Genomic DNA, 26,350 nt, shown 5'->3' with positions numbered 1-26,350 from the left:
CCCCCGTTCGTCTCCGCCGTCAGCGCATCGATGAACCGCTTGCGCCACCAGATCACGTCCTCGTTGACGACATTGTCGATCATCGCCTGCCACCGCTCGATCCGTTCGGCACGGGGCATCCTGAGCGCCTTGTCGATCGCGTCGGCCATGTCCTCGGCGCTATACGGGTTCACCATCAGCGCGCCGACCGCCAGCTGCTGCGCGGCACCGGCAAAGCGCGACAGGATCAGCACGCCGGGATCGCGCGGGTCCTGTGCCGCGACATATTCCTTCGCGACCAGATTCATGCCGTCGCGAAGTGGCGTCACCAGCCCGATACGGGCGGCGCGATAGATGCCGGCCAGCACCTCGCGCGGGTAGCCCTTGTTCACGTACCGGATCGGCACCCAGTCGGTATCGGCATACGCGCCGTTGATCCGGCCCGATTGCTGTTCCAGCGTGTTGCGAATGTCGCGATACGTCTGCACCGCCGTACGCGACGGCGGCGCGATCTGGAGCAGGTAGACAAGCGCGCGGCGATCGGGATGGTTCTGCAGGAACCGTTCATAGCCGGCGAAGCGTTCGGGCAACCCTTTCGAATAATCGAGCCGGTCGACCCCGACGATCAGGCTGCGTCCGACCGCGCTTTCAAGCTGGTTCAGTTGCGCCGCGCGCGCCACCGGGCCGGAGGCACCGGCGATGAAGTCCTTCGCCTCGATCCCGATCGGGCAGCTGATCGCACGGATCGTTCGCCCGCCGACGGTGACCGAATTGCCGTCGACCGAACCACCCATTTCCTCGCGGACATAGTTGAAGAAACTGTCGAGCCATTCCTCGTTCTGGAACCCGATCACGTCATAGGCGAACAGTGCCTCGACCATGCGCCGATGATCGGGCAGCGCGGTCAGCAACCGGCGCGGCGGCCACGGAATGTGCAGGAAGAAGCCGATCCGGTTGGTGATCCCCTGTTGCCGCAGCACCCAGCCCAAGGGGATCATGTGATAGTCATGGACCCAGATCAGGTCGTCGGGTTCGATATGCGGACCGATCCGTTCGCCGAATACCCGGTTGACGCGTTCATAGCCGCCCTGAAAATCGCGTTCGAATTCCGTCAGGTCGAGGCGATAGTGGAACAGCGGCCACAGCGTGCGGTTCGCATAGCCGTCATAATATTCCTCGACGTCCTGTTCGGACAGATCCATCACCGCGCTGGTGACGCCGCCATAGGTCTGGAAGCGCAGCTCGCGATTGTCGCTGGTCTCGCCCGACCAGCCGAACCAGATGCCGTCCTCTTCCGCCAATGCGGCGTTGAGCGCGACGGCAAGGCCACCCTGCGCCCCGCCGCCGGTGCCGGGCTGGGGAGCCTGCACCCGGTTCGAGATGACGATCAATCGGCTCATCGTACGACATTCCATGACTTGCTCAGCAGGACGGCGGAATTGATCATGCCGACCAGCGAGTAGGTTTGCGGGTAATTGCCCCAGAGTTCGCCGGTTTCGGGGTCGATATCCTCCGACAACAGCCCGGCGGGGGTGCAGCGCGACAGCATTTCCTCCAGCAATTCGCGCGCATCCTCGTCGCGGCCGGTCGCGTGCAGCGCCTCGATCAGCCAGAAGGTGCAGACGTTGAACGCGGTGTGCGGCAGGCCGAAATCATCCTCGATCGCATAGCGCAGCATGTGGCTGCCGCGCCGCAGCCCCTTTTCCACCGCCTCCAGCGTACCGATGAAGCGCGGGTCGCTGGGTTCGAGAAAGCGCAGGTCGAGCAGCTGGATGATGCTGGCGTCGAGATCGTCGCCGCCGAAGGTCGCCGACATGCGGTTCGTCTCCGGCCGCCATGCCTCGCGCTCGATCTTGGTCCGCATCGCGGTCGCGCGGTCGCGCCAGAAGGTCTCGCGGTCGTGCAGGCCGAGCGTGCCCGCGACATTGGCCAGCCGGTCGCACGCCGCCCAGCACATCGCGGCGCTATAGGTGTGGACATGGCTCTTGGTGCGCAATTCCCACAGGCCGGCATCGGGCTTGTCATACGCGGCCCAGGCACGTTCGCCGATCGGCTCCAGCGCTTCGAAATCGGCTTGCTTGCCGACACGGAACAGCCGCTGGTCGAAAAACCCCTGCGCGTTGGACAGGATGATCTGGCCGTATGCGTCGTGCTGAACTTGTTCATAGGCCTGGTTGCCGACGCGCACCGGCCCCATGCCGCGATAGCCGTCCAGCCCCTCGGCCTCGCGCTCGACCAGCGTCGCCTCGCCGCCAACGCCGTAGAGCGGCTGGATCTGCCCGTCGGCGGCATTGTCGACGATGTTGCGCAGATATTCGAGATACCCCTCCAGCACGTCGAGCGCGCCGAGGCGGTTCAATGCCTGCACCGTATAATAGGCGTCGCGAATCCAGCAGTAGCGATAGTCCCAGTTGCGCCCGCTATCGGCATGTTCGGGGATCGACGTGGTCAGCGCGGCGACGATCGCGCCGGTTTCCTCATGCTGGCACAGCTTCAGCGTGATCGCGCTGCGGATCACCGCCTGCTGCCATTCGACCGGCGTGGCGAGGCCGCGGACCCAGTGACGCCATTCGTCGATGGTGTTCTTCAGCATCCGTTCGATCGATGCCGGGATTTCGTCCGAAAAGCTCTCGTCCGGGCCGAGGAAGAAATGCAGCGTGCGTTCGACGCGGAACAGCCGTTCGTCCTCGATCCAGCCGACCGGTGCGCTGGTCGTCAGCCGGATCGCCTCGCCATCCAGCAGATAGCGGATGTGGTTCGACCCCCGGGTGCGCGGGGCGGGGGCGCTGCCCCAGTCGATCGACGGGCGCAGGCGCATCCGAATCCGCGGGGAGCCCGACAACGGCCGCACGATTCGGCAAAAGGCGACGGGGCGATACATCCGGTCGTGCCGTTTGAAGCGCGGACAGAAGTCGACGACCTCGACCGCATTGCCCGCCGCATCGGTATGGCGGGTGACCAGCACCGGGGTGTTGCGGATATAGCTCTGCTCGGTCTCGACGCAGCCGTCGAGGTCGACCTCCCAAAAGCCATAGGCGCCGTCCGATCCGCGCCGCCGGTCGTCGAGCAGCGACGAAAACGCCGGATCGCCATCGACGCGCGGCAGGCATCCCCAGACGAACCGCCCGTTGCGGTCGACCAGCGCCGATACCTGACAATTCCCGATCGGCCACAGGTCCATCGTCGCGGTCATGCGTTATTCTCCAGCCAGTCGAGGAAGGAAGCGACATCGTCGAGTCGATAGGTCGCAGCGGTATCGCGCATGGCCCCGATCAGGATGCTGGCCCCGCCATGGTGCGCCGCAACGACCATGCCCGGCTCGTCGGTCAGGTCGTCGCCGACGAAGATCGGCGGATGCCCGGCAAATGGCGCATTCTCGCACAGCGTCGCGATCGCCGTACCCTTGTCATGGCCGTCCATGCGCAATTCGATCATCATCTTGCCGGCCTGCGTCGTCAGTCCGTCGCGTTGGGCGAAGGCATCGACCAGCGCATGTGCCTCCTGTTCGATGTCGGGAGCGCCGCGATAATGAATCGCGACGCCCAGTGTCTTGATCTCGATCACGATGCGCGGGTCGTCGCCGAAGCGATCGGAAAATGCATGCTCGGCAGCAGTCAGACTGGCCGGGCGATCGGGCAGAAGGGTGGTGCCCCCGGCGGGCCGGATTTCGGCGCCATGGCTGCCGACTACCGCATAGTCGGCGATCGTCCGTCCCAGAAAGCCGTCAATCTGCTCAACCGACCGGCCACTGACGATTGCTACCCGCCCGTCCAGCCGTCGGGCCAGTCGCTGCAGCAGCGCGTGCAGATCGTCGCCGACCACCACCCCATCGGGGCGATCGGCCAGTTCGACCAGCGTGCCGTCGAAATCAAGGAACAGGCCGGCATCGTCGAGCAGGCCGGCGGGCGGAGCGGGAAGGTCTTGGTACGGCATCGTGCCGATGAACGCGGCGTGACCGTGAATCGTTTCGCAGGTGCGGTGTATTTTGGTTTGATGATGCTGGCCGGAGCGCCATTCCGGCTGGCAGCCGCGCGGGCTACGCGTTCCTCAAACCGTTTGCCCATTCCGCCCGACGTGCGGCGAAACCGCTACACCCTGCGCCTCGGCAACGGTTGTCCGGGCGACCGTTGCCGATCTTCACCCTATTTCCAGATTTCGCGCCGGGCATGGTCGAATACCCGTTTCGCCCCGTACCGCGTTATATGGTTCTGGTCGTGGAACAGCAGTTGACCGTTTTCCTCGAACCGGCACCCCTCACGCGAGCAGAACGGCGCCGCTGCGTCGACTGTCGATGTGTTCGGTGTACGGGCCAGCTTGTCGAACGTAGCTTTCAGGGCGAAATCCTGCCTGGCCTCGCTGTCGAACCCTGGCTTTTCCAGATTGCCACCGATCACTTCGGCAATGATTTTTCTCGCGGCTATCGCCTCGATCAACGTCGCCCGAACCGGGTCGAGGGAGAGGGAGGGAACATCCTGGACCAGGATCGTCGTCTTGCCCGCCTGCGATAGCCGTCGGGTCAGCGCGGCGAGGCCGGCATCCAACAAGCGAATACCAGAAAGCCCCTTCGTGGCGTCGCTCGTGCTGACATATCGGGTCGGACTGGATTCCTGAAGCGGAGAGCTCCAGAGCCCGGCAAGAATGACGCGTTCGATCGAGGTATCGCTGGTCAGGCGCTTTGTCGCCGCTTCCAGAAACGCACTGCATTTGCGCGTCAGGTCGGGTTCCTTCTGTCGATACACCGACACGCCGGTCAGTGGCCGGCAATTCTGTTTGGTCAACACCGTGGTGCCCCAACCGCGATTGGAGGCCAGCGCGGTTCCTGTCCGGCCAAGCGCTGCAGCGTGGCTATCCCCGAAGATAGCGATATTGGGACCCGTTGCTTTCGTTTCGTTGCAAAGCGGTAGCGTGCTCGGGGTAACCGCGCTGGCGTTGACGAGGCAGGGGTAGCCCTTGTCCGCGGTTGCGTCCGCGTCGATCCGCCGGACATGGTCGCTCAACCGCAGGGGCGAGTCGGAAATCTGGTGCAGGCCGAGCGAAACAACGACTACGGCCGCAATTCCCGCCGCATAGTGCTTTACCGTCTTGGCGTCTTCGAACCTGCGCACCCGGAACGGCGTTTCGATGTACCGCCACGACAGAAATCCGAACACTACCGACAGCAGGACGGCACCAAAAATAGCCTCCTGCGACGGCGCGCGCGCGGAACAGAGATATACCAGGGCGATCAGCGGCCAGTGCCACAGATACCAAGAATAGGAAAATTTGCCGATTGCAACCGGCAAACGGGTCGATAACCACCGGTTCGCCAAGCCGCCTTGCGTCATGATGACCAGTGCTGCCCCCAAAACGGGAGCAGCAACCAGCCAGCCGGGAAACGGCATCGCCTCCGTATAGAGGAACATCGGCAACAAGATCGCCGCCATCCCCAGAATGCTCAGCGGCGTACGGAGCCTGCCAGGCAGGCGACCATTGCCGTTCGCCTGCCAAACGGCGAGCGTCGCGCCAATGCTCAATTCCCAGGCACGCGGCGGCAGCAAGTAGAAGGCGGCGTTAGGAGAATTTTCACTCAGGACCAGGTTCAATACAAACGATATCGCCGTGATCGCCAGTAGGACGCCCAGAACCGGAATTCTCTTCAGCTTCAGTGTGGCGATAATGACGAAGGGGAACAGAAGATAGAATTGTTCTTCGATGCCAAGCGACCATGTCATCAGCATGGGGTTGTATTGCGCGTCCTGCGAAAAATAGTCGTTCACGGACCAGAAGCGGATGTTCGATACGCCGAGCAGCGCGCTCAAGGTGCTCAGCGATGCATCGCGTGCCTCGCTGGCACCAAGGATAAGCGCACCTCCCGCGAGAACCGCCAGGCTGACGGCGATCAGGGCTGGGGCGATCCGCCGGGCACGGTGCGCGTAGAAGCGCGCGAACGAGAAGTGCCCCTTGATCGCTTCGCGATAGATCGTGCCGCCGATCAGGAAGCCGGAGATGACGAAAAACACGTCTACGCCAACGAACCCGCCTTGCAGAAACTGCAGCTTCGCGTGGAACAGAACCACGCCCAGAACCGCGATCGCCCGCATTCCGTCGATGTCGGCGCGATAGGCTAACCGTGCGTCGCCGGCCGAATGGTTTGCCGATGATGGGTCGGGACGTTTCGTTCGTTCCGCAGGCATCAAGGTTAATACTGACATGGTCGGTTCCCCCCGGAATTATTCGCTTGCTAGTTGCAAATGGCGCTACTGTCCAGCGTCGGTGGTTCTGCGAAATTTGCAAGTGCATCGAGGCTCAGGACTGTATGGTTAAGAAACGAGTACTGCGTGTGATTTTCGCGGAACGCGTGCATCGCCTGCATGAATAAGGTAACCCACCATCAATTCGATACTGTTGTCGCAGGGCGACGATCCAGTAGCGAATCCGCCGGTGGCGAACCTGGCGCGACGGGACCAGTAATTGCTATGGGGTCGTTCTGATCGGGTCAAAGCGGGGGTGGCGAACCCGATCCGCACCCATTATGCACACCGCCATGACAGCCCGGATCATCGACGGAAAAGCCTTCGCCGCCCAGTTGCGTGCGCGCGTCGCTACCCATGCCGCTACGTTTGCGAAGAGCGCCGGGCGACCCGTCGGCCTCGCCGTGGTGCTGGTCGGCGAGGATGCCGCCTCCGCCGTCTACGTCCGGTCGAAAGGGAAGGCGACGCGCGAAGCGGGCATGGCCAGCTTCGAACATCGCCTGTCGGCGGACGTGTCGCAGGACGAACTGATCGCGATGGTCGAGCAACTGAACGCCGATCCGGCGGTCGACGGTATTCTCGTGCAATTGCCGCTGCCAAAGCACCTCGACAGCGATGCCGTGCTCCTGACGATCGATCCAGACAAGGATGTCGACGGCTTCCACCCGGTCAACGCCGGGCGGCTGGCGACCGGGTTGCCGGGGATGGTGCCGTGCACGCCCTATGGCTGCCTGCTGCTGCTGCGCGATGAACTGGGCGACCTGTCGGGCAAGGAAGCCGTGGTCGTCGGCCGGTCGAACATCGTCGGCAAGCCGATGGCGGCGTTGCTGACCGCCGAAAGCTGCACGGTCACCATCGCCCATTCGCGGACCCATGATCTGCCGGGGCATGTCGCGCGCGCCGATATCGTCGTCGCCGCGGTCGGACGCGCCAATTTCGTCAAGGGGTCGTGGCTGAAGCCCGGTGCGACGGTGATCGACGTCGGCATCAACCGTACCGCAGACGGGCTGGTCGGCGATGTCGACTTTGCCGCCGCACTGTCGGTCGCGGGCGCGATCACGCCGGTGCCGGGCGGGGTCGGGCCGATGACCATCGCCTGCCTGCTGCGCAACACACTGGTCGCCGCGCATCGGCGCGAGGGCCTGCCGTTCGACGATAGCGCGCTGTGATCGAGCTGTTCGTCTCGTCGCTGATCACCTTCTTCGTGGTGATCGATCCGCCGGGCTGCGCGCCGATTTATGCCGGGCTGACCACCGGCGCGTCCGACGTACAGCGTCGCGCGATGGCGATCCGCGCGGTCGGCATCGCCACCGCGATCCTCGTCGTCTTCGCGCTGTTCGGGCAGGCGCTGCTCAAGGCACTGGGCATCAGCCTCGACAGTTTCCGCATCGCGGGCGGCATCATGCTGTTCCTGATCGCGCTCGAAATGGTGTTCGAAAAGCGTACCCAGCGCCGCGAGGACCGTGCGCAGAAGATCATCGAGACGCACGAGGTCGAGGACGTGTCGACCTTCCCCATGGCGATGCCGATGATCGCCGGGCCGGGATCGATCGCGTCGGTGATGCTCCTGATGAGCCAGGTCGGCGACTGGACCGCGCGGGCGGTGGTGCTGGGCGCGCTGGCGTCGATCCTGCTGCTGACGCTGATCGCGTTGCTGGCGGCGGGACCGCTGATGAAGCTGCTCGGCGCGCGGATCGAGGCGGTGATCACCCGGCTGCTCGGCGTGCTGCTGGCGGCACTCGCGGCGCAGTTCGTGATCGACGGGCTGCGGGCCAGCTTTGTGTAGAAATTAGAAAGTGTTGCGGAATAGTTACAGCTGACATGTAATTTCCAATATACGTACACCTGTATTTGCAAAACCTCTTGTATCGACGGATACTTGGCCGTGTTCGAGCCGCCCGTTGCGCGGCGCGACTGCTTGGAACGCCCGTCAGGGTTTAAGGGGATTGCTGCTTCCATGATTGCTTTGTCGATGCGCACGTCGTTGCGCCGCGGAACCGCTTTGTCCGCGCTCGCTGCCGCCAGCGCCGGTCTGTTCGCCGTGCCGGCTTCGGCACAGGAAGTCGCACCGGCTGGCGCCACCGTGCCGGCGCCGGCGAATCCGACCGATGATACGTCGCAGGACATCATCGTCACCGGTTCGATTCTGCGCGGCACCGATAGCGGTATTTCGCCGGTGACTACGCTGACCACGGAGAACCTCGATGCGCGCGGCATCAACACCGTGCAGGACGCGATTCAGCTGCTGTCGTCGAACAACGGCCCGGCGCTGACCAACTCGTTCACCGCCAACGGCGCTTTCGCCGGCGGTGCATCGGCCGTGTCGCTGCGCGGCCTGTCGACCAGCTCGACGCTGGTCCTGTTCGACGGCCTGCGCGCCGCTTACTATCCGCTCGCCGATGACGGTTCGCGCAACTTCGTCGATCTGAACACGATCCCTGACGACATCGTCGAGCGCGTCGATGTGCTGCGCGACGGTGCTTCGTCGAGCTACGGCGCCGACGCGATCGCGGGTGTGGTCAACATCATCACCAAGCGTTCGTTCAAGGGCATTGGTGGTCGTGTCGAAGCCGGCATTTCGGAAGACGGCATTGCCGCCAACCAGCGTCTGACGCTGACCGCCGGTACCGGCGACCTCGATGAGCAGGGCTACAACGCGTATATCAGTGGCTTCTATTTCCGCAGCGAAGGCGTCGCCAACAAGGACCTGCGTGGCGTATTTGCGACCGACGACCAGCGCAGCATCGGTGGTCCGAACGGCATTCTGAACGGCCTGAATTCCGACGGTCAGATCAATGGTTTCGCAACCAACGGCAGCACCTTCTACGTGCGGCCCGGCACCAGCGGCCGCTATCAAATCCTGAACCCGGTCGCGGGTTGCTATGCCGGTCCGGCAGTCACCCCGACCCAGGACGATCTCACCCGGGTGAATTCGAACGGTCAGCTGGTCAACGGCACCCTGCCGACCAGCAATGTATGTCAGGAAGACCTGACCTATAATTATCTGAACGTGACGCCCGATATCGAGCGCTTCGGTGGATCGGCGCGCTTCACCGCAAAGGTCGGCGATACGTCGGAAGCGTATCTGTCGGTCAACTTCCAGCAGACCACGTCGAGCTATTACGGCACGCCCGGTACGATCCGTGGCAATGCCCCTACTGGGATCCTGTTTCCGCAATTCTCGACCGCGTCGGGTGCGGCGACCTTTGCGCCCGGATCGGCCGTTCTCACGCTGCCGGTCTTTGTCTGCGCCGCCCGCGTGAATTGCACCGCGGCCAACGGCACGCTGAACCCGAACAACCCGTTCGCAGCGCTGGGCCAGACTGCGCAGATCCTCGGTCGTAACCAGGAGCGGACGTACAACGAGACCCGCAGCCGCGTGTACCGTGCCGCGTTCGGCCTGAACGGCACGATCTTCAGCGATATCGACTATAACTTCAACGCGACCGCGATGCACACCGACCTGCGTCGTTTGCAGGACGGCTATGTCTATATCCAGAATCTGCTGAACGTCATTGCCGACGGTTCGTACAACTTCGTCAACCCGGGCCAGAATTCGCAGGCGGTTCGCGATTACGTGACCCCGGTGAACATCACCGACACGTCTTCGGATCTGTACCAGGCTCAGGTTACCTTCTCGAAGGAACTGTTCGCGCTGCCCGGTGGTCCGGTCCAGTTGGGCGTGGGCGGATCGGTCTTCTACGAAGCGGTCAACGCGCCCAGCGCCAACCCCGACACCAACGGCCCGACCCAGCGCTACTTCACGATCAACGCGTTCGGCACCGAAGGTAACCGTACTGTCAGCTCGGCCTTCGCCGAGGTTCAGGCACCGGTATTCGATCAGCTCGATGTGAACCTGTCGGGACGCTATGACCATTATTCGACCGGTCAGAGCAACTTCTCGCCAAAGGCCGGCGCGCGGTTCACCCCGTTCCGCCAGCTGTCGATCCGCGGCACCTGGTCGCGTGGTTTCCGTATCCCGAGCTTCGCCGAAGCCAATGCGCTGCCGACGACGGGTTATGTCACCCAGTCGATCACCGCGGTTCCGGCCAGCTTCCGCGCGCAATATGGTGCGGCCTGCGCCAACGACACGACGGCACCACAGGCTTGCCCGAACTATCTGACGACCTATTCGATCGGATCGACGACGCTTGCTTCGCCGAACCTGCAACCCGAAAAGTCGCGCAGCTTCACCGCCGGCATCCAGTTCACGCCGATTTCGAACTTCACGTTCACCGTGGACTATTTCAACATCAAGAAGACGGGCGCGATCACCTCGCCGTCGAATGCCGCCGCGATCGCCGCTTATTATGCGGGCCAGCCGATCCCGGCCGGGTTCAACGTCATTGCCGACGCACCCGACGTCAACCTGCCCAATGGTCGTCCGCGCATCGGCTTCGTCGAATCGCAGCTGATCAATTCCGACACGATTACGTCGGAAGGTATCGATTTCGGCCTGACCGGTCGCGTCGACTTCGGCGGTTTCCAGTGGCGCACCGCGGCCAATGCCAGCCTGTTGCTGGAACTCAGCACGACCTTCCCGGACGGTTCGAAGGAAACCTATGTCGACACGCTCGGCAACTTCAACCTGACGGCGGGCAACGGTACGTTCAAATGGCGTGGCAACTGGGCGAACACCTTCTCGTTCGACAAGGTCGACGTCACCGGTACCGTGAACTACGTCTCGGGGTATGACCTGTCGGCAGAAGATCAGGGCGGCAGCTATCGCGACTGCTCGCTGGCACCCGAATATGTCGATTGCCGCGTAAAGAGCTACATCACGGCCGACCTGAACGTCAGCTTCAACGTCAACGACAAGTTCACCTTCTACGTGAACGCGCTGAACGTGTTCGATCGCCTGCCGCCGATCGATGTCGTCACCTATGGCGCGCATCTCTACAACCCGGTGCAGGGTGGCAACGGCATCTTCGGCCGCAGCTTCCGTGCAGGCGCGAAGTTCGGCTTCTAGTCGCTTCTGTCGTCTCGTCGATGGGCCGTTCCTCCACCGGGAGGAGCGGCCCATCTTGTTTGCGAGCTGCCGCTTGCTGATGCGACCGCGATTCCGTGCTGGTGTAACAGGCTTTACGGCCGGTTGTCGGCAACGTTCCGACGGAGGGCCAGTTACGACCCAAGGGCTGTACTGTTGTTGCAATACACTCCTTCACATGGGGCGAGGTCATATCGATTATCAGTTAAAAGACATGAGAGACATTACTGTAAAAATACATCTGTAACCGTAAATAACACCTATTATCAGTTATTTAACCTGATCGGTCTTTACGAAATCCGTGGATATTGTAGCGACTGTTACCGAAAAGTCACTTGGCGACGATTTCGTTACAATAGTGATTCGGTACGATTGCTTCGAAACTTGCGCACCCGTTAGTCTTGAATTGTTGCGCCACTTTTACGAGCGCCGATAAGACAGGGGCAAATATGAAGCTTAATGTAAGAACTGCGTTGCTCGCCTCGACGCTGATGGTCGGCTTCTCGACCGCCGCGATGGCGCAGGAAACGACCACCGGTGTGGTTTCCGGCCCCGTGCCGCAGGAAGCGCCCTCCGAGGATATCGTCGTTACCGGGTCGCTGATCCGCAATCCGAACCTCGTCCAGTCGTCGCCGGTCAATTCGGTCAGTTCGGAAGAACTGGAACTGCGGCAGACCAACGTCGCCGAACAGTTCCTGCGCGAATTGCCAGGCGTGGTTCCCAGCATCGGCTCGGCCGTGAACAACGGCAACGGCGGCGCGTCATTCGTCGACTTGCGTGGCCTCGGCGCCAATCGCAACCTCGTGCTGCTCGACGGATCGCGTATCGCGCCGGCAGGTCTCAGCGGCATTACCGATCTGAACAATATTCCGCTCGCGCTGTTGCAGCGTACCGATATCCTGACGGGTGGCGCTTCGACGACCTACGGTGCCGACGCGGTGTCGGGTGTCGTCAACTTCATCACGAAGCGTGACTTCGCGGGAATGGAAGCGACCGTCAGCGAACAGATCACCGAACGTGGCGACGGCAACATCTTCCGCGGCGATCTGACCCTCGGCGCGAATTTCGACGACGGACGTGGCAACGCCGTTTTCAGCATGGGCTATCAGAAGGCGAAACCCGTCCTTCAGGGCGATCGCGACTTCTCCGAATTCAACATCGATTCGTACAGCGGTGCACAGGGTGGTTCGGGTACGACTGTTCCGGGCCGCTTCACCGGTCTCGGCCTTGGCAGCAATAACCAGATCGACGTGGCGACCGGCCGTCTGGTGCCGACCTATGCACTGTTCAACTTCAACCCGCAGAACATCTTCCAGACGCCGTTCGAGCGTTACAATATGTTCGGTGCGGCGCATTACGAAGTCACCGACAGTATCGAAGTATATGGCCGTGGACTATTTTCGAAGAATACGGTTCAGACCGTCATTGCCTCGTCGGGTACGTTCGGCAACTCGCTGACTATTCCGTACTCGAACCCGTATCTTCCGGCCGCAGCGCGTAGCCAGATTTGCGCCGCAAACGGGCTGACCGTCGCGCAGTGCAGCGCGGCTGCTCTGGCAACGACTACCAACGACCCGAACTATCGGACCTTCACCAGCAACGTCTCGCGTCGTTTCGTCGAAGCCGGTCCGCGTCTGTCGACGTACACGACCACGCTGTTCGATTATCGCTTCGGCGTTCGTGGTGACATCACCAGCAATATCCAGTTCGATCTCTCGGGTGGATATGGCGAAAGCGAGAACGCGCAGCGCCAGAGCGGGAACGGTACGCGTACCCGTCTGCGTCAGGCGGCGTTGGCGACCAACACCGCCACCTGCGTCGACAACAGCAATGGCTGCGTTCCGATCAACCTGTTCGGTGATGCCGGCACGATCACTCCCGACCAGCTCGGCTTCCTGCTCGGCGTAACCAACGGCACGACCACCAAGACGACGCTGGCACAGGCCCGCGGCGTCCTGAGCGGTGATCTCGGCTTCACCAGCCCGTTCGCATCGGACGCGGTTTCGTTCGCGATTGGTGCCGAGTATCGCAAGTACACCGCAGCGGTTGTATCGGACGAACTGACGCAGCGCCCGAACGAAGTGCTCGGCAACGGTGCGGCATCGCCTGATGTGGCAGGCCAGTATGACGTGAAGGAAGGCTTTGCCGAACTGATCGTGCCGCTGGTTGCGGATCGTCCGTTCTTCCATAGCCTGACGGTCGAGGCCGGTGGTCGCGTGTCGTCCTATTCGACGGCGGGAACCAACTGGACGTGGAAAGCCGGCGGTACGTGGGAACCCGTTGAGGCAATCAAGGTCCGCGGAAACTACCAGAAGGCGGCTCGCGCACCGAACATCAACGAACTGTTCGCGCCTTCGGTTACCGACCTCAATAACTCCGCTTCCGACCCATGTGCCGGTAGCGGCGTCACCGCCGGTTCCGCGCTGGGACAGGTCTGCGCCGCGCAGATCGTGGCGGGCGGCGCCACTGCCGCTCGCGCTCAGCAACTGATCGGCGCGATTCCGCTCCCTTCCGCCGGCCAGGTCAACGTCTCGACGGGCGGTAATCCAAACCTGAACGTCGAAAAGGCGACGACGTGGACGATCGGTGCCGTGCTGCAGCCGGAATTCCTGCCGGGCTTCAACGCCAGCGTCGATTATTACAATATCGGCGTTCAGGACGCGATCACCGCGCCGACGATCGGCGACGTGTTCGCCAGCTGCTATTCGCCGCTGCAGGCAGCATCATCGGCGGCATGTCGTTCGATCGGTCGTGATCCGGTGGATGGCAGCCTGAATGGTGAAGCGACCGGCCTTGCGTTGCCGCTCTCCAATCTTGGCCGCATCCAGACCGACGGTATCGACGTCGCGTTGAATTATCGGCAGAAGTTCGGCTTCGGCGCGCTCGCCCTGTCGTTCATCGGCAACTGGACCAACAGCAACAAGTTCCAGGCGACCCCGACGTCGATCAATCGTGAATGTGTGGGCTATTACAGCGTCAACTGCCCGTCGATCCAGCCGGAGTTCAGCTTTAATCAGCGTACGACGTTGACGATTGGTGCGGCGGATATCTCGTTGCTGTGGCGGTATATCGATGCCGTTTCGTACGAGCCGGCGGCACTTGCCGACGACATCGCCAATGGTGGTGGCCCGCTGGAAGAATTCCGTCGCATCGGAGCCGAACATTATTTCGACCTGACGACGCGGTTCGGCGTGACGGACAATTTCGACTTCACCATCTCGGCGTTGAACCTGTTCGACAATCAGCCGAAGCTGGTCGGTGCGTCGATCGGCGCAACCGCCTACAATAGCGGCAACGTTTATCCATCGACCTATGATGCATTGGGCCGTCGCTTCGCAGCGAGCGCCCGCCTGCGCTTCTGATACGTAGATCAATGCAGTAGTAAAGATTGTGAGAAGGGGGCAGAACCACGGTTCTGCCCCTTTTTAACTGTTAGCGTAACGTCCGATCCGAGCTAGAATGCCGGTATCGCCCAATAGAAAGGAATGTTGATGCTGATGTTCGTAACTACCATGCTGGTCGGACTCGCCGGTCAGCAGGCAACGGCACCACCACCAGCTGCAGCTACGCCTAACCTCATCTGCAAGCGGACGTTGGACACTGGATCGAACGTTCGCGGCAAGAAGGTCTGTCTGACCGCCAAGCAATGGGACCAGGTAGCACGTCAGGGCCAGGAAACCGGACGTTCGATGCTTCCCTCGCTCGTCACCCCGAACCAATAACGCACCGGCCGGGGTGACGGGTGCGGTCCTGTCACCCCACGCTCAACGTCAGCGCGCCATCCCCCTCATCGACGCGCACCGTCGACCCGTCCTTGACGCTCCCGCGCAGGATCAGGTCGGCGAGCGGATCTTGTAGATATCGCTGAACCGCGCGCTTCAATGGCCGCGCGCCGTACACCGGGTCGTAACCGACGCGGCCCAGCCATGCCCGCGCGGCGTCGGTCATCTCGACCTTCACCTTGCGCTCCGCCAGCAGGCGTCCGACGCGGCCGACCTGGATGTCGACGATCGGGGCCATGTGATCCGCCGCCAGCCGGTGGAACAGGATGATCTCGTCCAGCCGGTTGAGGAATTCCGGGCGGAAATGCGCGCGCACCACGTCCATCACCTGCGGCTCGACCGTCTCGACGTCGACACCATCGGGCAGGTTGGTCAGATATTGCGACCCGAGGTTCGACGTCAGGATGATGATCGTGTTCGAAAAATCGACCGTGCGCCCCTGTCCGTCGGTCAGGCGGCCGTCGTCGAGCACCTGCAACAGGATGTTGAAGACGTCGCCATGCGCCTTCTCCACCTCGTCGAACAACACCACCTGATAGGGGCGGCGGCGGACGGCTTCGGTCAGCTTGCCGCCTTCCTCATAGCCGACATAGCCCGGCGGCGCACCGATCAGCCGTGACACCGCGTGCTTTTCCATGAACTCGCTCATGTCGATGCGAACCATCGCATTGGGGTCGTCGAAGAGGAATTCGGCGAGCGACTTGGTCAGCTCGGTCTTGCCGACGCCGGTCGGCCCGAGGAACAGGAAGCTGCCGAGCGGCCGGTTCGGGTCCTGCAACCCGGCGCGCGAGCGGCGGACGGCGGTGGCGACGGCGCGCACCGCCTCGCTCTGGCCGATGACCCGCTTGCCCAGCGCATCCTCCATCGCCAGCAGCTTCTCGCGCTCGCCCTCCAGCATCCGGTCGACCGGCACCCCGGTCCAGCGGCTGACGACGCCGGCGATATCGTCGGCGGTCACTTCCTCGCGCAGCATCGCGCCGCCGGCATGTTGCTGCGCCGCGACCAGCTGCTTTTCGAGGGTCGGGATGGTGCCATAGGTCAGCTCGGACATTTTCGCGAGGTCGCCCGATCGCTGCGCCTGTTCCAGCGCGACCCGCGCGGCGTCGAGCTGTTCCTTCAGCTTCGCCTCCGACGCGATCTTGTCGCGCTCGCCCTGCCAGCGGGTGGTCAGCTCGGACAATTGCTGTTCGAGATTGGCGAGTTCCGCTTCCAGCGTGTCGAGCCTGTCGATGCTGGCCGCGTCGCTCTCGCGGCGCAGCGCCTCGCGCTCGATCTTCATGCGCAGGATGCGCCGGTCGAGGCTCTCGATCGCCTCGGGCTTGCTCTCCACCTCCATGCGGAGCCGGCTGGCGGCCTCGTCCATCAGGTCGATCGCCTTGTCGGGCAGGAAGCGGTCGGTGATGTAGCGGTTCGACAGCGTCGCCGCCGACACCAGCGCGCCATCGGTGATCCGCACGCCGTGATGGAGTTCGTACTTCTCCTTCAGGCCCCTCAGGATGCTGATCGTATCCTCGACGGTCGGCTCGCCGACGAACACCGGCTGGAACCGCCGCTGGAGCGCGGGGTCCTTTTCGACATGCTTGCGATATTCGTCGAGCGTGGTCGCGCCGATGCAGTGGAGTTCGCCCCGCGCAAGCGCAGGCTTCAGCAGATTGCCCGCATCCATCGCCCCTTCGGATTTGCCGGCACCGATCAGCTGGTGCATCTCGTCGATGAACAGGATGATCTGCCCGTCGCCCGCCTTCACCTCGTCGAGCACGCCTTTCAACCGCTCCTCAAACTCGCCGCGATATTTGGCCCCGGCGATCAGCGACCCCATGTCGAGCGACATCAGCGCGCGGTCCTTCAGCCCCTCCGGCACGTCGCCATTGGCGATGCGCAGCGCGAGGCCCTCGGCGATCGCGGTCTTGCCGACGCCGGGTTCGCCGATCAGTACCGGATTGTTCTTGGTCCGGCGCGCGAGGATCTGGATGGTACGACGGATTTCCTCGTCGCGGCCGATGACCGGGTCGAGCTTGCCGTCGCGCGCGGCGCCGGTCAAGTCGCGGGCGAACTTCCTGAGCGCGTCGTAGCGATCCTCGGCCCCGGCGGTGTCGGCGGTGCGCCCGCCGCGCAGCTTGTCGATCGCCGCGTTCAGATTCTGCGCCGTCAGCCCGGCGGTGGTCAGCGCCTTGCCCGCCGGACCCTGTGACAGCGTCAGCGCCAGCAGCATGCGCTCGACGGTGACGAAGCTGTCGCCCGCCTTGGTCGCGATCTGTTCGGCCTGATCGAGCAGGCGGACGCTGTCATTGTCGAGGCCCGGATTTTGCTGCGCCCCCGATCCTGATACCGCCGGCAGCTTGGCCAGCGCCGCATCGATCTCGGCGATCGCCCGGCGCGCGTCGCCGCCCGCTGCCGTAATCAGCCCGGCGGCCATGCCCTGTTCGTCGTCGAGCAGCGCCTTCAGGATATGTTCGGGTGTCATCCGCTGATGCGAATTGCGGATCGCCACCGTCTGTGCCGCCTGCAGGAAACCTTTTGCGCGGTCGGTAAATTTTTCGAGGTTCATATTGCTCCCCTGTGATGTTGCCGGCGATATGGTGTGGTAAAAGGGCAACACAAGAGGGGATGCATCGTTCGGCACGACGTGGCGTTGGGACCCGATGGTAACGGGCGTTCGCAGGGCAGGATGGGGGCTGGTGTGGATCGTCGCGATCCTGTGCCTCGCCGTGACGATTGTGCCGCGCTTCCTCGACCGCATCTATTATCGCGGGGTGGCCAACGACCATTTCGACGGCGCGCGCTTCGTCAATCCCGATGGCGACGATACCGCCGCGCCACCGGGCGGCAGCCGCAGGGGGTTCCTGTGGCGACAGGCGACCGGCAGCGACGGGCGTCCCGCATGGCCCACGCAGGTCCCGGTCACCCCCGCCAGACCCGCCGAACTCCTGCCCGCCACGACCCGCCCGGCGCGCGATCCGGCGCAGACCCCGTTGCGCGTCACCTGGGTCGGCCACGCGTCGGCGCTGATCCAGACGCCGGGCCTCAACATCCTGACCGACCCGGTGTGGAGTGACCGCGCCGGCCCGTTCGGCTTCGGTCCGAAACGGGTCGCGGCACCGGGTATCGCGTTGGACGATCTGCCGAAGATCGACCTGATCCTCATCAGCCACAATCATTACGATCATCTAGACCTGTCGACGCTCAAGCGGCTGTACGACCGCGACCGCCCGGCGATCGTCACTGCCCACGGCAACGACGCGATCCTGCGCCGCGCGGGAATGCAAGCGACCGCGCTCGACTGGCGACAGGCGGAGCGGGTCGGCGGCGCGACGGTCCATGTCGTGCGCAACCATCACTGGTCGAGCCGCTGGTTCGTCGACCGCAACCGTGCCTTGTGGTCGGCGTTCGTCGTCGAACTGCCCGGCGGCAATCTGTTCTTCGCGGGCGATACCGGCATGGGCGACGGCAAATGGGTCGAGGAGGCGAGGGCGGTCGGCCCGATCCGCCTCGCGCTGATCCCCATCGGAGCGTTCCGGTTTCAGCCGGGGCAGATGGCCAGCGGCGCGCATATCGGCCCGGTCGACGCGCTCGACGTGTTTCGGCGGCTGGGCGCATCGCGCGGCATGGCGATCCATTGGGGCACGTTCCGCCTGTCCTATGAAGGCTATACGACCCCGCCGAAATTGCTGAGCGCGGCAAAGGCCTGTGCCGGCGTCACCGATCGCCGCCTCGGCGCGGTGCCGATCGGTCGGCCGGTCGATATCGCGCCGATGACCGCCGCTGCCGCACCGCCATTCGATCGGGACGCCGTGCTTCGCTGTCTCGATGGTCCGGCGGGCAACGCCTTGCGCTAGGTCTCGAAACGGTGAGACTGCGCGGATGACCCGCACCGCAAACCGGTCCGTTCGCGACAGATGGATGGCGCAAATCGTGCTGACTATGCTTTCGAGCGCGCTGTTGACCTACGCCATCATCGTTTTGAATCTTCCCCCAAGTTCGTGGCATGCGCTCTGGATGATTATCCTGCCGGCCCTCGTTGGCCTCACGTTCAATCAGGGTGCCAGACAGCTTGTGATGGCGTTTGCGTTGCCCCTCGCTTCCATCGTCGCGGCTGCCGTCGTCGGCAATGCCATAGGCGGGATATAAGTCCTTCAAACCGGTTAAGAGTTCACAACCGATCACAATCGTCCTATCGGTAACAACAGATACGATCCGGCAAAGACCGGACCATTGGAGAGAGACATGCTCGATTTCGCGCTCGGCGAGATGGCCGATGCCATTCGCGAGACCACGCAGCGCTTCGCGGCCGATCGCATCGCGCCGATCGCCGCTGCCATCGACGCCGACGATCGCTTCCCGATCGAACTATGGCCTGAAATGGGTGCGCTCGGCCTGCACGGCATCACCGTCGGCGAAGACGATGGCGGCCTCGGTCTCGGCTATCTCGAACATGTCGTCGCGTGTGAGGAAGTCGCCCGCGCCTCGGCCTCGGTCGGCCTGTCCTATGGCGCGCATTCCAACCTGTGCGTCAACCAGATCGCGCGCTGGGGCAACGCCGAGCAGAAGGCGAAGTATCTGCCCAAGCTCATCAGCGGCGAGCATGTCGGATCGCTCGCCATGTCCGAAGTCGGGGCGGGCTCCGACGTCGTGTCGATGAAGCTGCGCGCCGACACGGTCGATGGCGGCTATCGCCTGAACGGCACCAAATTCTGGATCACCAACGCCCCCTATGCCGCGACGCTGGTCGTCTATGCCAAGACCGCGCCCGACGCCGGATCGAAGGGGATCACCGCCTTCCTGATCGAACGGGATTTCGCCGGTTTTTCGATCGGGCAGAAGATCGACAAGATGGGGATGCGCGGGTCGCCGACCGCCGAGCTGGTCTTCGACGACTGTTTCGTTCCTGCCGAGAACGTCATGGGGCCGCTCAACGGCGGCGTCGGTGTGCTGATGTCGGGCCTCGATTACGAGCGCGTCGTGCTGTCGGGAATCCAGCTCGGCATCATGCAGGCCTGTCTCGATACCGTCCTGCCCTATGTCGCCGAGCGCAAGCAGTTCGGCAGACCGATCGGCGCGTTCCAGCTGATGCAGGGCAAGATCGCCGACATGTCGGTCGCGCTCAATTCGGCGCGCGCCTATGTCTACGCGGTCGCGAAGGCCTGCGACGCCGGCCGCACCACCCGCCACGATGCGGCGGGCGCGATCCTGCTGGCGTCCGAGAACGCGGTGAAGGTCGCCAACGACGCGATTCAGGCGCTGGGCGGGGCGGGCTATACGAAGGACTGGCCAGTCGAGCGCTATTTCCGCGATGCGAAGCTGCTCGACATCGGCGCCGGAACCAACGAAGTTCGCCGGATGCTGATCGGTCGCGAATTGCTGGGCGGGGGGACGCGCGCGCAATGACGGTGCTGCCGACGCTGATCGATCGCGGATCGGACGGGTTCAGCGCCAACGCCACGCATAATGCGGCGCTGGCCGACGACCTGCGCGACCGGACCGCCCGTACCGCGCTGGGCGGACCGGAGCGTAGCCGCGAACGCCATGTCGCGCGGGGCAAGCTGTTACCGCGCGACCGCATCCACCGCCTTCTCGACGCCGGATCGCCGTTCCTCGAAATCGGCGCGCTGGCGGCGGGCGGCATGTATGGCGACGAGGCCCCGGCGGCGGGCGTCATCGCCGGCATCGGCCGCGTCCATGGCCGGCAGGTGATGATCGTCGCCAACGACCCGACGGTGAAGGGCGGCGCGTATTTCCCCATGACGGTCAAGAAGCATCTCCGCGCGCAGGAGATCGCTTGCCAAAACCATCTGCCGTGCATCTATCTGGTCGACAGCGGCGGCGCGAACCTTCCCCACCAAGCGGAAGTGTTCCCCGACCGCGACCATTTCGGCCGCATCTTCTTCAATCAGGCGCAGATGTCGGCCAAGGGCATCGCCCAGATCGCCTGCGTGCTCGGCAGTTGTACCGCCGGCGGTGCCTATGTCCCCGCCATGTCCGACGAAACGGTGATCGTGCGCGGGCAGGGGACGATCTTTCTAGCCGGCCCGCCGCTGGTCAAGGCCGCGACCGGGGAGGTCATCAGCGCCGAGGAACTGGGCGGGGCCGACACCCATGGCCGCAAATCGGGCGTGGTCGATCATGTCGCCGACGATGACGAAGCGGCGCTGCTGATCGTCCGCGACATCGTCGCGACCCTGCCGCCGCCGCGCCGCGCCGAACTGGCGCTGACCGACCCGCGCCCGCCGCTCCACGATCCCGCCGACCTTGCCGGGATCGTGCCCACCGATGTCCGCGCGCCCTATGATGTGCGCGAGGTGATCGCCCGGCTGGTCGACGGCTCCGAACTGCACGAATTCAAGCCGCTCTACGGCACGACGCTGGTGTGCGGCTTCGCGCGCATCTGGGGAATGCCGGTCGCGATCCTTGCCAACAACGGCGTGCTGTTTTCCGAAAGCGCGCAAAAGGGCGCGCATTTCATCGAACTGGCCTGCCAGCGCCGCACCCCGTTGCTGTTCCTTCAGAACATCTCGGGCTTCATGGTCGGTGGTAAATATGAGGCGGAAGGCATTGCGAAACATGGTGCAAAGCTGGTCACCGCCGTTGCGACGGCACAGGTGCCCAAGCTCACCGTGCTGATCGGCGGCAGTTTCGGTGCGGGAAATTACGGCATGTGCGGCCGGGCCTATTCGCCCCGGTTCCTGTTCAGCTGGCCCAACAGCCGCATCTCGGTGATGGGCGGCGAACAGGCGGCCAGCGTATTGGCGACCGTCCACCGCGACGCCGACACCTGGACGCCGGACGAGGCCGAAGCGTTCAAGACCCCGATCCGCGACCGCTATGAAACGGAGGGGAGTCCCTGGTACGCCACCGCCCGGCTGTGGGACGACGGCGTGATCCTGCCCGAACAGACCCGCGACGTGCTGGGGCTGGCGCTCTCGGCGACGCTGAACGCCCCGATCGCCGACCGTGCGCAGTTCGGCATCTTCCGGATGTGATTCGGATGCCCGCCGCCCCGCGCCCGTATCCCCGCGCAGGCGGGGATCCAGAGTTCCAAGCGCAAGCCGTTGTTCTGCTTGGCTCTGGACCCCCGCCTGCGCGGGGGTACGGCGAGTTTTTGGCGAAGCTCGCGACATTCGCAAAGGTCTCGCCTGCGCGGAGGAACGGCAGCGCGCGCGTGGAGGGTGCCGCATGACGACCATTCCCAACCTCCCCCCGATCCGCCCGACCAGGCTCACCGAACCGGCCTTCACCCCGGCCAAGACGCCGGCCGCTCCCCCGTCTGGCTTCATCCCCGGACCCAATACCGGCATCGACAGTGTCGCCTATGACGCGATCCTCGCCATGGTCACCCGCGCCATCGCCAGCCTGCCGCCCGGCGCTGCGCTGTCGAACTTCCTCCACACCGTCGCCCGCGTAACGGCGGAGGTCGAGGCGCAACTCGCCGCCTCGCCGGTGCCGATGCGCGATGGTGGCACCCTGTCGGCCGAGGCGAGGGCGACCACCGCCCATGCCGAGGTGATCGCCCAGCGGCTGGCCGCCGCCTTTGCCCCCGATCCCGTTGCCGCCCGCGCCGCGATCGCCGACGCGTTCCAGCCGCAACCCGTTTCGGCACCCGATGTCAGCGCCCGCGACCTCGCCTTCGCGGCCGCCGCCATGTTCGGCACCCGTGCCGATCCGGTGCTGCAACCGCCCGACCCTTTGCCGACCACCGTCGATCCCGACGCCGACCCCCTGTTTTCGGAACATCCCATGCGCGACCGCCTGTACCTGCTCGACCCGCAGTTCGACGATCCGGTCTTGCCCGGTCGCAGCTTCTACTGCCGCGACTGCATCGCCATCGATGGCCTGCTCGCGCGCTTCCCGGACAAGGCCTCGGAACTGGACGTCATCCGCGTCCCCTATCCACGTCCCCGCGACGCGGTGATCGCGGTGGTGGGGGAGGCGCACCAGAACCTGCCGCTGCTGGTCCTTGGCGCCGGTGCCGATGCGGGCCTGTCGGACGGCCGGTACGGCGACACCCGCTTCGTCAGCGATTTCAGGGAACTGCTCCAAGCACTTCACATCCGCCACGGCTTTCCGGAGGCGCATCCATGACGCTTTCCTACACGATCCGCCCGGTCTATCCTGTCCCGCCCGTCGGGCGCACCGCCGTGGCGCTCCGCGAAGTTCGCTTACGTGGCACCTTCGCCAACTTCCGGGACCAGCCATGATCGAATCGCTGCTGATTGCCAATCGCGGCGAGATCGCCCGCCGCATCCTGCGCACCGCCCGCCGCCTCGGCATCCGCACCATCGCCGTCCACAGCGACGTCGACGCCGGCCTGCCCTTCGTCGCAGAGGCCGACGAAGCCGTCTGCATCGGTCCGGCCCCAGCTCGCGAAAGCTATCTCGACGGCGCAAAGATCCTCGCCGCCGCCCGCCGGACCGGTGCGGCAGCGATCCATCCCGGCTATGGTTTCCTGTCCGAAAATGCCGAGTTCGCCGAAGCCGTTACCGCCGCCGGCCTGATCTGGGTCGGCGCACCCGCCGCCGCGATCCGGGCCATGGGCCTGAAGGACGCGGCCAAGGCGCGGATGATCGCCGCCGGCGTGCCCGTCACCCCCGGCTATCTGGGCGAGGACCAGTCCCCCGACCGTCTGGCCGCCGAAGCCGACGCGATCGGCTATCCGGTGCTGATCAAGGCGGTGGCCGGCGGCGGCGGCAAGGGCATGCGCCGCGTCGAAGACCCCGCCGCGTTTGCCGAGGCCCTCGACAGCTGCCGCCGCGAGGCAGCGGCGGCGTTCGGCGACGACCGCGTGCTGATCGAGAAATTTATCCTGTCGCCCCGCCATATCGAGGTGCAGGTGTTCGGCGACACCCATGGCAACGCCGTCCACCTGTTCGAACGCGACTGTTCGATCCAGCGCCGCCACCAGAAGGTGATCGAGGAAGCGCCCGCGCCCGGCATGGACGCCGCCACCCGCGCCGCCGTCTGCGATGCCGCCGTCCGCGCCGCCCGCGCGGTCGACTATGTCGGGGCGGGCACGATCGAGTTCATCGCCGACGGATCGCAGGGCCTCTCCGCCGATCGCATCTGGTTCATGGAAATGAACACCCGGCTGCAGGTCGAACACCCGGTGACCGAGGCGATCACCGGCACCGACCTCGTCGAATGGCAGCTGCGCGTCGCATCGGGCGAACCCCTGCCGCTGCGGCAGGACCAGTTGTCGATCGATGGCTGGGCGATGGAGGCGCGCCTCTATGCCGAGAACCCGGCGACCGGCTTCCTCCCGTCGACGGGCCAGCTCACGCATCTCAAGCTCCCCGACGACGACGTCCGTGTCGATGCCGGCGTGCGACAGGGTGATACGGTGACGCCGCATTACGACCCGATGATCGCCAAGCTGATCGTCCACCGCCCGACCCGCACCGCCGCCGCCGCCGCGCTGGCAAGGGCCGCCGCGTCGGTACAGGTCTGGCCGGTCCGCACCAACGCCGCCTTCCTCGCCCGCTGTGCCGGCCACGCCGACTTCGTCGCCGCCCGGATCGATACCGGCTTCATCGAACGGCATCTCGACGCGCTGGTTCCGACCGGTACCCCGCCCGAAGCGATGGTCAGCGGCGCCGCGGCGGCGTTGGTCGCTACCAACCCCGCCGATCCATGGCACGCGCTTGCCGGCTTCCGCCTCAACGCCGCACCCGACCGGAACGTCGCCGTCGCGATCGGCGGCATCACCCATCTGGCAGAGGCTCGTCCCGCCGGCGAGGTCGCGCAGGTCGGCCCCGACCGTGTCCTGTTCGCGGACGGCGAAGCCTTTCCCTTCGCCGCGCCGGTCGCGGGGCAGGGTGGGGCGGCAAGTGCCGGCGACGGCGCGATCCTGTCCCCCATGCCCGGCCGAATCGTCGCGGTGACGGTCGCCGCGGGGGATCGCGTCACCGCCGGACAGCGGCTGGTGGTGCTGGAAGCGATGAAGATGGAACAGGCGCTGCTCAGCCCGTTCGACGGCATCGTCGCCGACCTGTCCGCGCGCGAAGGCGCACAGGTCGCCGAAGGGGTGCTGCTCGTCCGCATCGCGAAGGACGACGCATGACCGGCCGCTTCTACGACGACTGGCAGATCGGCGACCGGATCGACCATCCGATCCGCCGCACCGTGACCGAAACCGACAATCTGCTGTTCTCGGTGATGACCCACAATCCGCAACCGCTGCACATCGATGCGGAGGCGGCGAGGGCGTCGGAGTTCGGTCAGATCCTCGTCAACGGCACCTTCACCTTCGCGCTGATGGTCGGGTTGTCGGTCGGGGAGACGACGCTGGGGACGCTCATCGCCAATCTCGGCTACGATCAACTGGTGATGCCCAAGCCGGTATTCCTAGGCGACACGCTGCGCGCCACCACCGAAGTCACCGTGCTGAAGGATAGTCGATCACGCCCGAATGCCGGGATCGTCACCTTCACCCATGAACTGCACAATCAGCGGGACGAGGTCGTCTGCCGCTGCCTGCGCAGCGCCTTGCTGAAGCGCCGGCCATGAGGCTGCGGTCGCTGCTGTTCGTACCCGGCGACCGGCCCGATCGCTTTGCCAAGGCGGCGGCGAGCGGAGCCGACGCGCTGATCCTCGATCTGGAGGATGCGGTTGCCACATCGGCCAAGGACAGCGCCCGCGCCGCCGTCGCCGACTGGCTGCGCGAACCAGCCCCGGTTGCGCGCTTCGTGCGGATCAACCCCGTCGATGGTCCGCGCGCGCTCGGCGATCTCGATGCGCTGGTCGGCACCGGTCCCGACGGCATCGTCGTGCCCAAGGCGGAAGGGGTGGCGACGATCCTCCGCGTCGATGCGCTCCTCGCCGATCGCGGTCTGTCCGACGTGTCGTTGCTGCCGATCGCGACCGAAACCCCGGCGGCGATCTTTCAACTCGGCAGCTATGGCACGGTCGCGCACCGCCTCGCCGGACTGACCTGGGGTGCCGAGGACCTGCCCGCCGCGATCGGTGCGGCGACCTCGCGCGAGCCGGATGGGCGATATGCCGCGCCCTATGAACTCGCCCGCTCGCTGACGCTGTTCGGGGCGCACGCCGCCGGGGTGGCGGCGATCGATACCGTCTATCCGGCGATCCGCGACGCGGCGGGACTGGCCGCCTATGCCGCCCGTGCGGCGCGCGATGGCTTCACGGGCATGATGGCGATCCACCCGGCACAGGTGTCCGCGATCAACGCCGCCTTCACCCCCGATGACGAGATGGTCGCGCGCGCGCAGGCGATCGTCGATGCCTTTGCCGCGCAGCCCGATGCCGGGGCGCTGCAAGTCGATGGCCGCATGGTCGACGCGCCGCATCTGAAGCAGGCGCTGCGGGTGTTGGCCTTGCAGGACGGCGCGGCCGACCGTCCGTCCTGAACAGCGGCGGCAAGT

18 protein-coding genes are annotated in these 26,350 nt (G+C 64.7%); 13 read left to right on the top strand and 5 right to left on the bottom strand.

Going from position 1 to position 26,350, the window contains the following annotated elements:
* The 4 genes from ASE91_RS17760 to ASE91_RS17745 form a co-directional block, all read right to left on the bottom strand.
* Nucleotides 1-1,379 (bottom strand): alpha,alpha-trehalose-phosphate synthase (UDP-forming) (locus ASE91_RS17760; RefSeq protein WP_082454102.1); only part of this gene is annotated, 1,379 nt, incomplete at its 3' end.
* The gene (locus tag ASE91_RS17755; RefSeq protein ID WP_056394912.1) at nucleotides 1,376-3,172 is read right to left on the bottom strand and encodes a glycoside hydrolase family 15 protein; all 1,797 of its coding nucleotides are present in this window, start codon (nucleotides 3,170-3,172) and stop codon (nucleotides 1,376-1,378) included. The genes ASE91_RS17760 and ASE91_RS17755, both read right to left, overlap by 4 nt.
* Nucleotides 3,169-3,912 (bottom strand): trehalose-phosphatase, encoded by a 744-nt coding sequence (gene otsB / locus ASE91_RS17750; RefSeq protein WP_056628610.1) that lies wholly within the window; start codon nucleotides 3,910-3,912, stop codon nucleotides 3,169-3,171. Before otsB ends, ASE91_RS17755 begins: the two co-directional genes overlap by 4 nt.
* Before the next feature lie 209 nt (nucleotides 3,913-4,121).
* Nucleotides 4,122-6,170 (bottom strand): acyltransferase family protein, encoded by a 2,049-nt coding sequence (locus ASE91_RS17745; RefSeq protein WP_082454101.1) that lies wholly within the window; start codon nucleotides 6,168-6,170, stop codon nucleotides 4,122-4,124.
* Nucleotides 6,171-6,502: 332 nt separating this feature from the next.
* Between ASE91_RS17745 and folD the strand changes: the two genes are divergently transcribed.
* From folD to ASE91_RS19795, 5 genes are all read left to right on the top strand, one after another.
* Complete coding sequence (gene folD, locus ASE91_RS17740) at nucleotides 6,503-7,378, top strand: bifunctional methylenetetrahydrofolate dehydrogenase/methenyltetrahydrofolate cyclohydrolase FolD (RefSeq protein WP_056628906.1); 876 nt, start codon at nucleotides 6,503-6,505, stop codon at nucleotides 7,376-7,378.
* Nucleotides 7,375-7,995, top strand: a complete 621-nt coding sequence (locus ASE91_RS17735) for a MarC family protein (RefSeq protein ID WP_056004355.1) — start codon at nucleotides 7,375-7,377, stop codon at nucleotides 7,993-7,995. Before folD ends, ASE91_RS17735 begins: the two co-directional genes overlap by 4 nt.
* 171 nt (nucleotides 7,996-8,166) lie before the next feature.
* Entirely contained in the window at nucleotides 8,167-11,178 is a 3,012-nt protein-coding gene (locus tag ASE91_RS17730) for a TonB-dependent receptor domain-containing protein (RefSeq protein ID WP_235530551.1), read from the top strand.
* A 467-nt stretch (nucleotides 11,179-11,645) separates the two neighbouring features.
* Nucleotides 11,646-14,558, top strand: a complete 2,913-nt coding sequence (locus ASE91_RS17725; RefSeq protein WP_056628604.1) for a TonB-dependent receptor domain-containing protein — start codon at nucleotides 11,646-11,648, stop codon at nucleotides 14,556-14,558.
* A gap of 129 nt (nucleotides 14,559-14,687) precedes the next feature.
* Complete coding sequence (locus ASE91_RS19795) at nucleotides 14,688-14,918, top strand: hypothetical protein (RefSeq protein ID WP_156357910.1); 231 nt, start codon at nucleotides 14,688-14,690, stop codon at nucleotides 14,916-14,918.
* A 31-nt stretch (nucleotides 14,919-14,949) separates the two neighbouring features.
* Here ASE91_RS19795 and clpB read toward each other — a convergent pair whose 3' ends face one another.
* Nucleotides 14,950-17,526 (bottom strand): ATP-dependent chaperone ClpB, encoded by a 2,577-nt coding sequence (gene clpB, locus ASE91_RS17720; RefSeq protein WP_056628601.1) that lies wholly within the window; start codon nucleotides 17,524-17,526, stop codon nucleotides 14,950-14,952.
* A gap of 94 nt (nucleotides 17,527-17,620) precedes the next feature.
* On the opposite strand from clpB, the gene ASE91_RS17715 reads away from it, so the two are divergent.
* The 8 genes from ASE91_RS17715 (at nucleotide 17,621) to ASE91_RS17680 (ending at nucleotide 26,335) form a co-directional block, all read left to right on the top strand.
* Nucleotides 17,621-18,814, top strand: coding sequence for an MBL fold metallo-hydrolase (locus ASE91_RS17715; RefSeq protein WP_056628598.1), 1,194 nt, complete (start codon nucleotides 17,621-17,623; stop codon nucleotides 18,812-18,814).
* A gap of 25 nt (nucleotides 18,815-18,839) precedes the next feature.
* Nucleotides 18,840-19,106 (top strand): hypothetical protein, encoded by a 267-nt coding sequence (locus tag ASE91_RS17710; protein ID WP_156357909.1) that lies wholly within the window; start codon nucleotides 18,840-18,842, stop codon nucleotides 19,104-19,106.
* Between the two features lie 96 nt (nucleotides 19,107-19,202).
* Nucleotides 19,203-20,363 carry an acyl-CoA dehydrogenase family protein gene (locus ASE91_RS17705; RefSeq protein WP_056628595.1) on the top strand — a complete coding sequence of 387 codons (1,161 nt, stop codon included), beginning with the start codon at nucleotides 19,203-19,205 and terminating at the stop codon, nucleotides 20,361-20,363.
* A complete protein-coding gene (locus ASE91_RS17700) occupies nucleotides 20,360-21,955 on the top strand; it encodes a carboxyl transferase domain-containing protein (protein ID WP_056628592.1) in 1,596 nt (531 codons plus the stop codon). Before ASE91_RS17705 ends, ASE91_RS17700 begins: the two co-directional genes overlap by 4 nt.
* Before the next feature lie 193 nt (nucleotides 21,956-22,148).
* Complete coding sequence (locus ASE91_RS20780) at nucleotides 22,149-23,054, top strand: DUF3088 domain-containing protein (RefSeq protein ID WP_235530550.1); 906 nt, start codon at nucleotides 22,149-22,151, stop codon at nucleotides 23,052-23,054.
* Between the two features lie 112 nt (nucleotides 23,055-23,166).
* Nucleotides 23,167-25,029, top strand: coding sequence for an acetyl/propionyl/methylcrotonyl-CoA carboxylase subunit alpha (locus ASE91_RS17690; RefSeq protein ID WP_056628589.1), 1,863 nt, complete (start codon nucleotides 23,167-23,169; stop codon nucleotides 25,027-25,029).
* On the top strand, nucleotides 25,026-25,475 hold the full coding sequence (locus ASE91_RS17685) for a MaoC family dehydratase (protein WP_056628586.1): 450 nt from the start codon (nucleotides 25,026-25,028) through the stop codon (nucleotides 25,473-25,475). The genes ASE91_RS17690 and ASE91_RS17685 overlap by 4 nt, the downstream gene beginning before the upstream one ends.
* On the top strand, nucleotides 25,472-26,335 hold the full coding sequence (locus tag ASE91_RS17680; RefSeq protein ID WP_056628583.1) for an HpcH/HpaI aldolase/citrate lyase family protein: 864 nt from the start codon (nucleotides 25,472-25,474) through the stop codon (nucleotides 26,333-26,335). Before ASE91_RS17685 ends, ASE91_RS17680 begins: the two co-directional genes overlap by 4 nt.
* Nucleotides 26,336-26,350 lie beyond the last annotated feature (15 nt).

Origin of the sequence: Sphingomonas sp. Leaf62 (assembly GCF_001421915.1) — a bacterium.
In the GTDB taxonomy this organism is placed as follows: domain Bacteria; phylum Pseudomonadota; class Alphaproteobacteria; order Sphingomonadales; family Sphingomonadaceae; genus Sphingomonas.
Note: the sequence above shows the minus strand (reverse complement) of the source record. Positions and strands in the feature narration are given on the sequence as shown.

Coding starts and splice junctions, on each gene's coding strand:
- ASE91_RS17755 (WP_056394912.1), bottom strand. CDS start 3,172: ATGACCGCGACGATGGACCTGTGGCCGATCGGGAATTGTCAGGTATCG.
- otsB (WP_056628610.1), bottom strand. CDS start 3,912: ATGCCGTACCAAGACCTTCCCGCTCCGCCCGCCGGCCTGCTCGACGAT.
- ASE91_RS17745 (WP_082454101.1), bottom strand. CDS start 6,170: ATGTCAGTATTAACCTTGATGCCTGCGGAACGAACGAAACGTCCCGAC.
- folD (WP_056628906.1), top strand. CDS start 6,503: ATGACAGCCCGGATCATCGACGGAAAAGCCTTCGCCGCCCAGTTGCGT.
- ASE91_RS17730 (WP_235530551.1), top strand. CDS start 8,167: ATGATTGCTTTGTCGATGCGCACGTCGTTGCGCCGCGGAACCGCTTTG.
- ASE91_RS17725 (WP_056628604.1), top strand. CDS start 11,646: ATGAAGCTTAATGTAAGAACTGCGTTGCTCGCCTCGACGCTGATGGTC.
- ASE91_RS19795 (WP_156357910.1), top strand. CDS start 14,688: ATGCTGATGTTCGTAACTACCATGCTGGTCGGACTCGCCGGTCAGCAG.
- clpB (WP_056628601.1), bottom strand. CDS start 17,526: ATGAACCTCGAAAAATTTACCGACCGCGCAAAAGGTTTCCTGCAGGCG.
- ASE91_RS17715 (WP_056628598.1), top strand. CDS start 17,621: ATGGTAACGGGCGTTCGCAGGGCAGGATGGGGGCTGGTGTGGATCGTC.
- ASE91_RS17710 (WP_156357909.1), top strand. CDS start 18,840: ATGACCCGCACCGCAAACCGGTCCGTTCGCGACAGATGGATGGCGCAA.
- ASE91_RS17705 (WP_056628595.1), top strand. CDS start 19,203: ATGCTCGATTTCGCGCTCGGCGAGATGGCCGATGCCATTCGCGAGACC.
- ASE91_RS17700 (WP_056628592.1), top strand. CDS start 20,360: ATGACGGTGCTGCCGACGCTGATCGATCGCGGATCGGACGGGTTCAGC.
- ASE91_RS20780 (WP_235530550.1), top strand. CDS start 22,149: ATGACGACCATTCCCAACCTCCCCCCGATCCGCCCGACCAGGCTCACC.
- ASE91_RS17690 (WP_056628589.1), top strand. CDS start 23,167: ATGATCGAATCGCTGCTGATTGCCAATCGCGGCGAGATCGCCCGCCGC.
- ASE91_RS17685 (WP_056628586.1), top strand. CDS start 25,026: ATGACCGGCCGCTTCTACGACGACTGGCAGATCGGCGACCGGATCGAC.
- ASE91_RS17680 (WP_056628583.1), top strand. CDS start 25,472: ATGAGGCTGCGGTCGCTGCTGTTCGTACCCGGCGACCGGCCCGATCGC.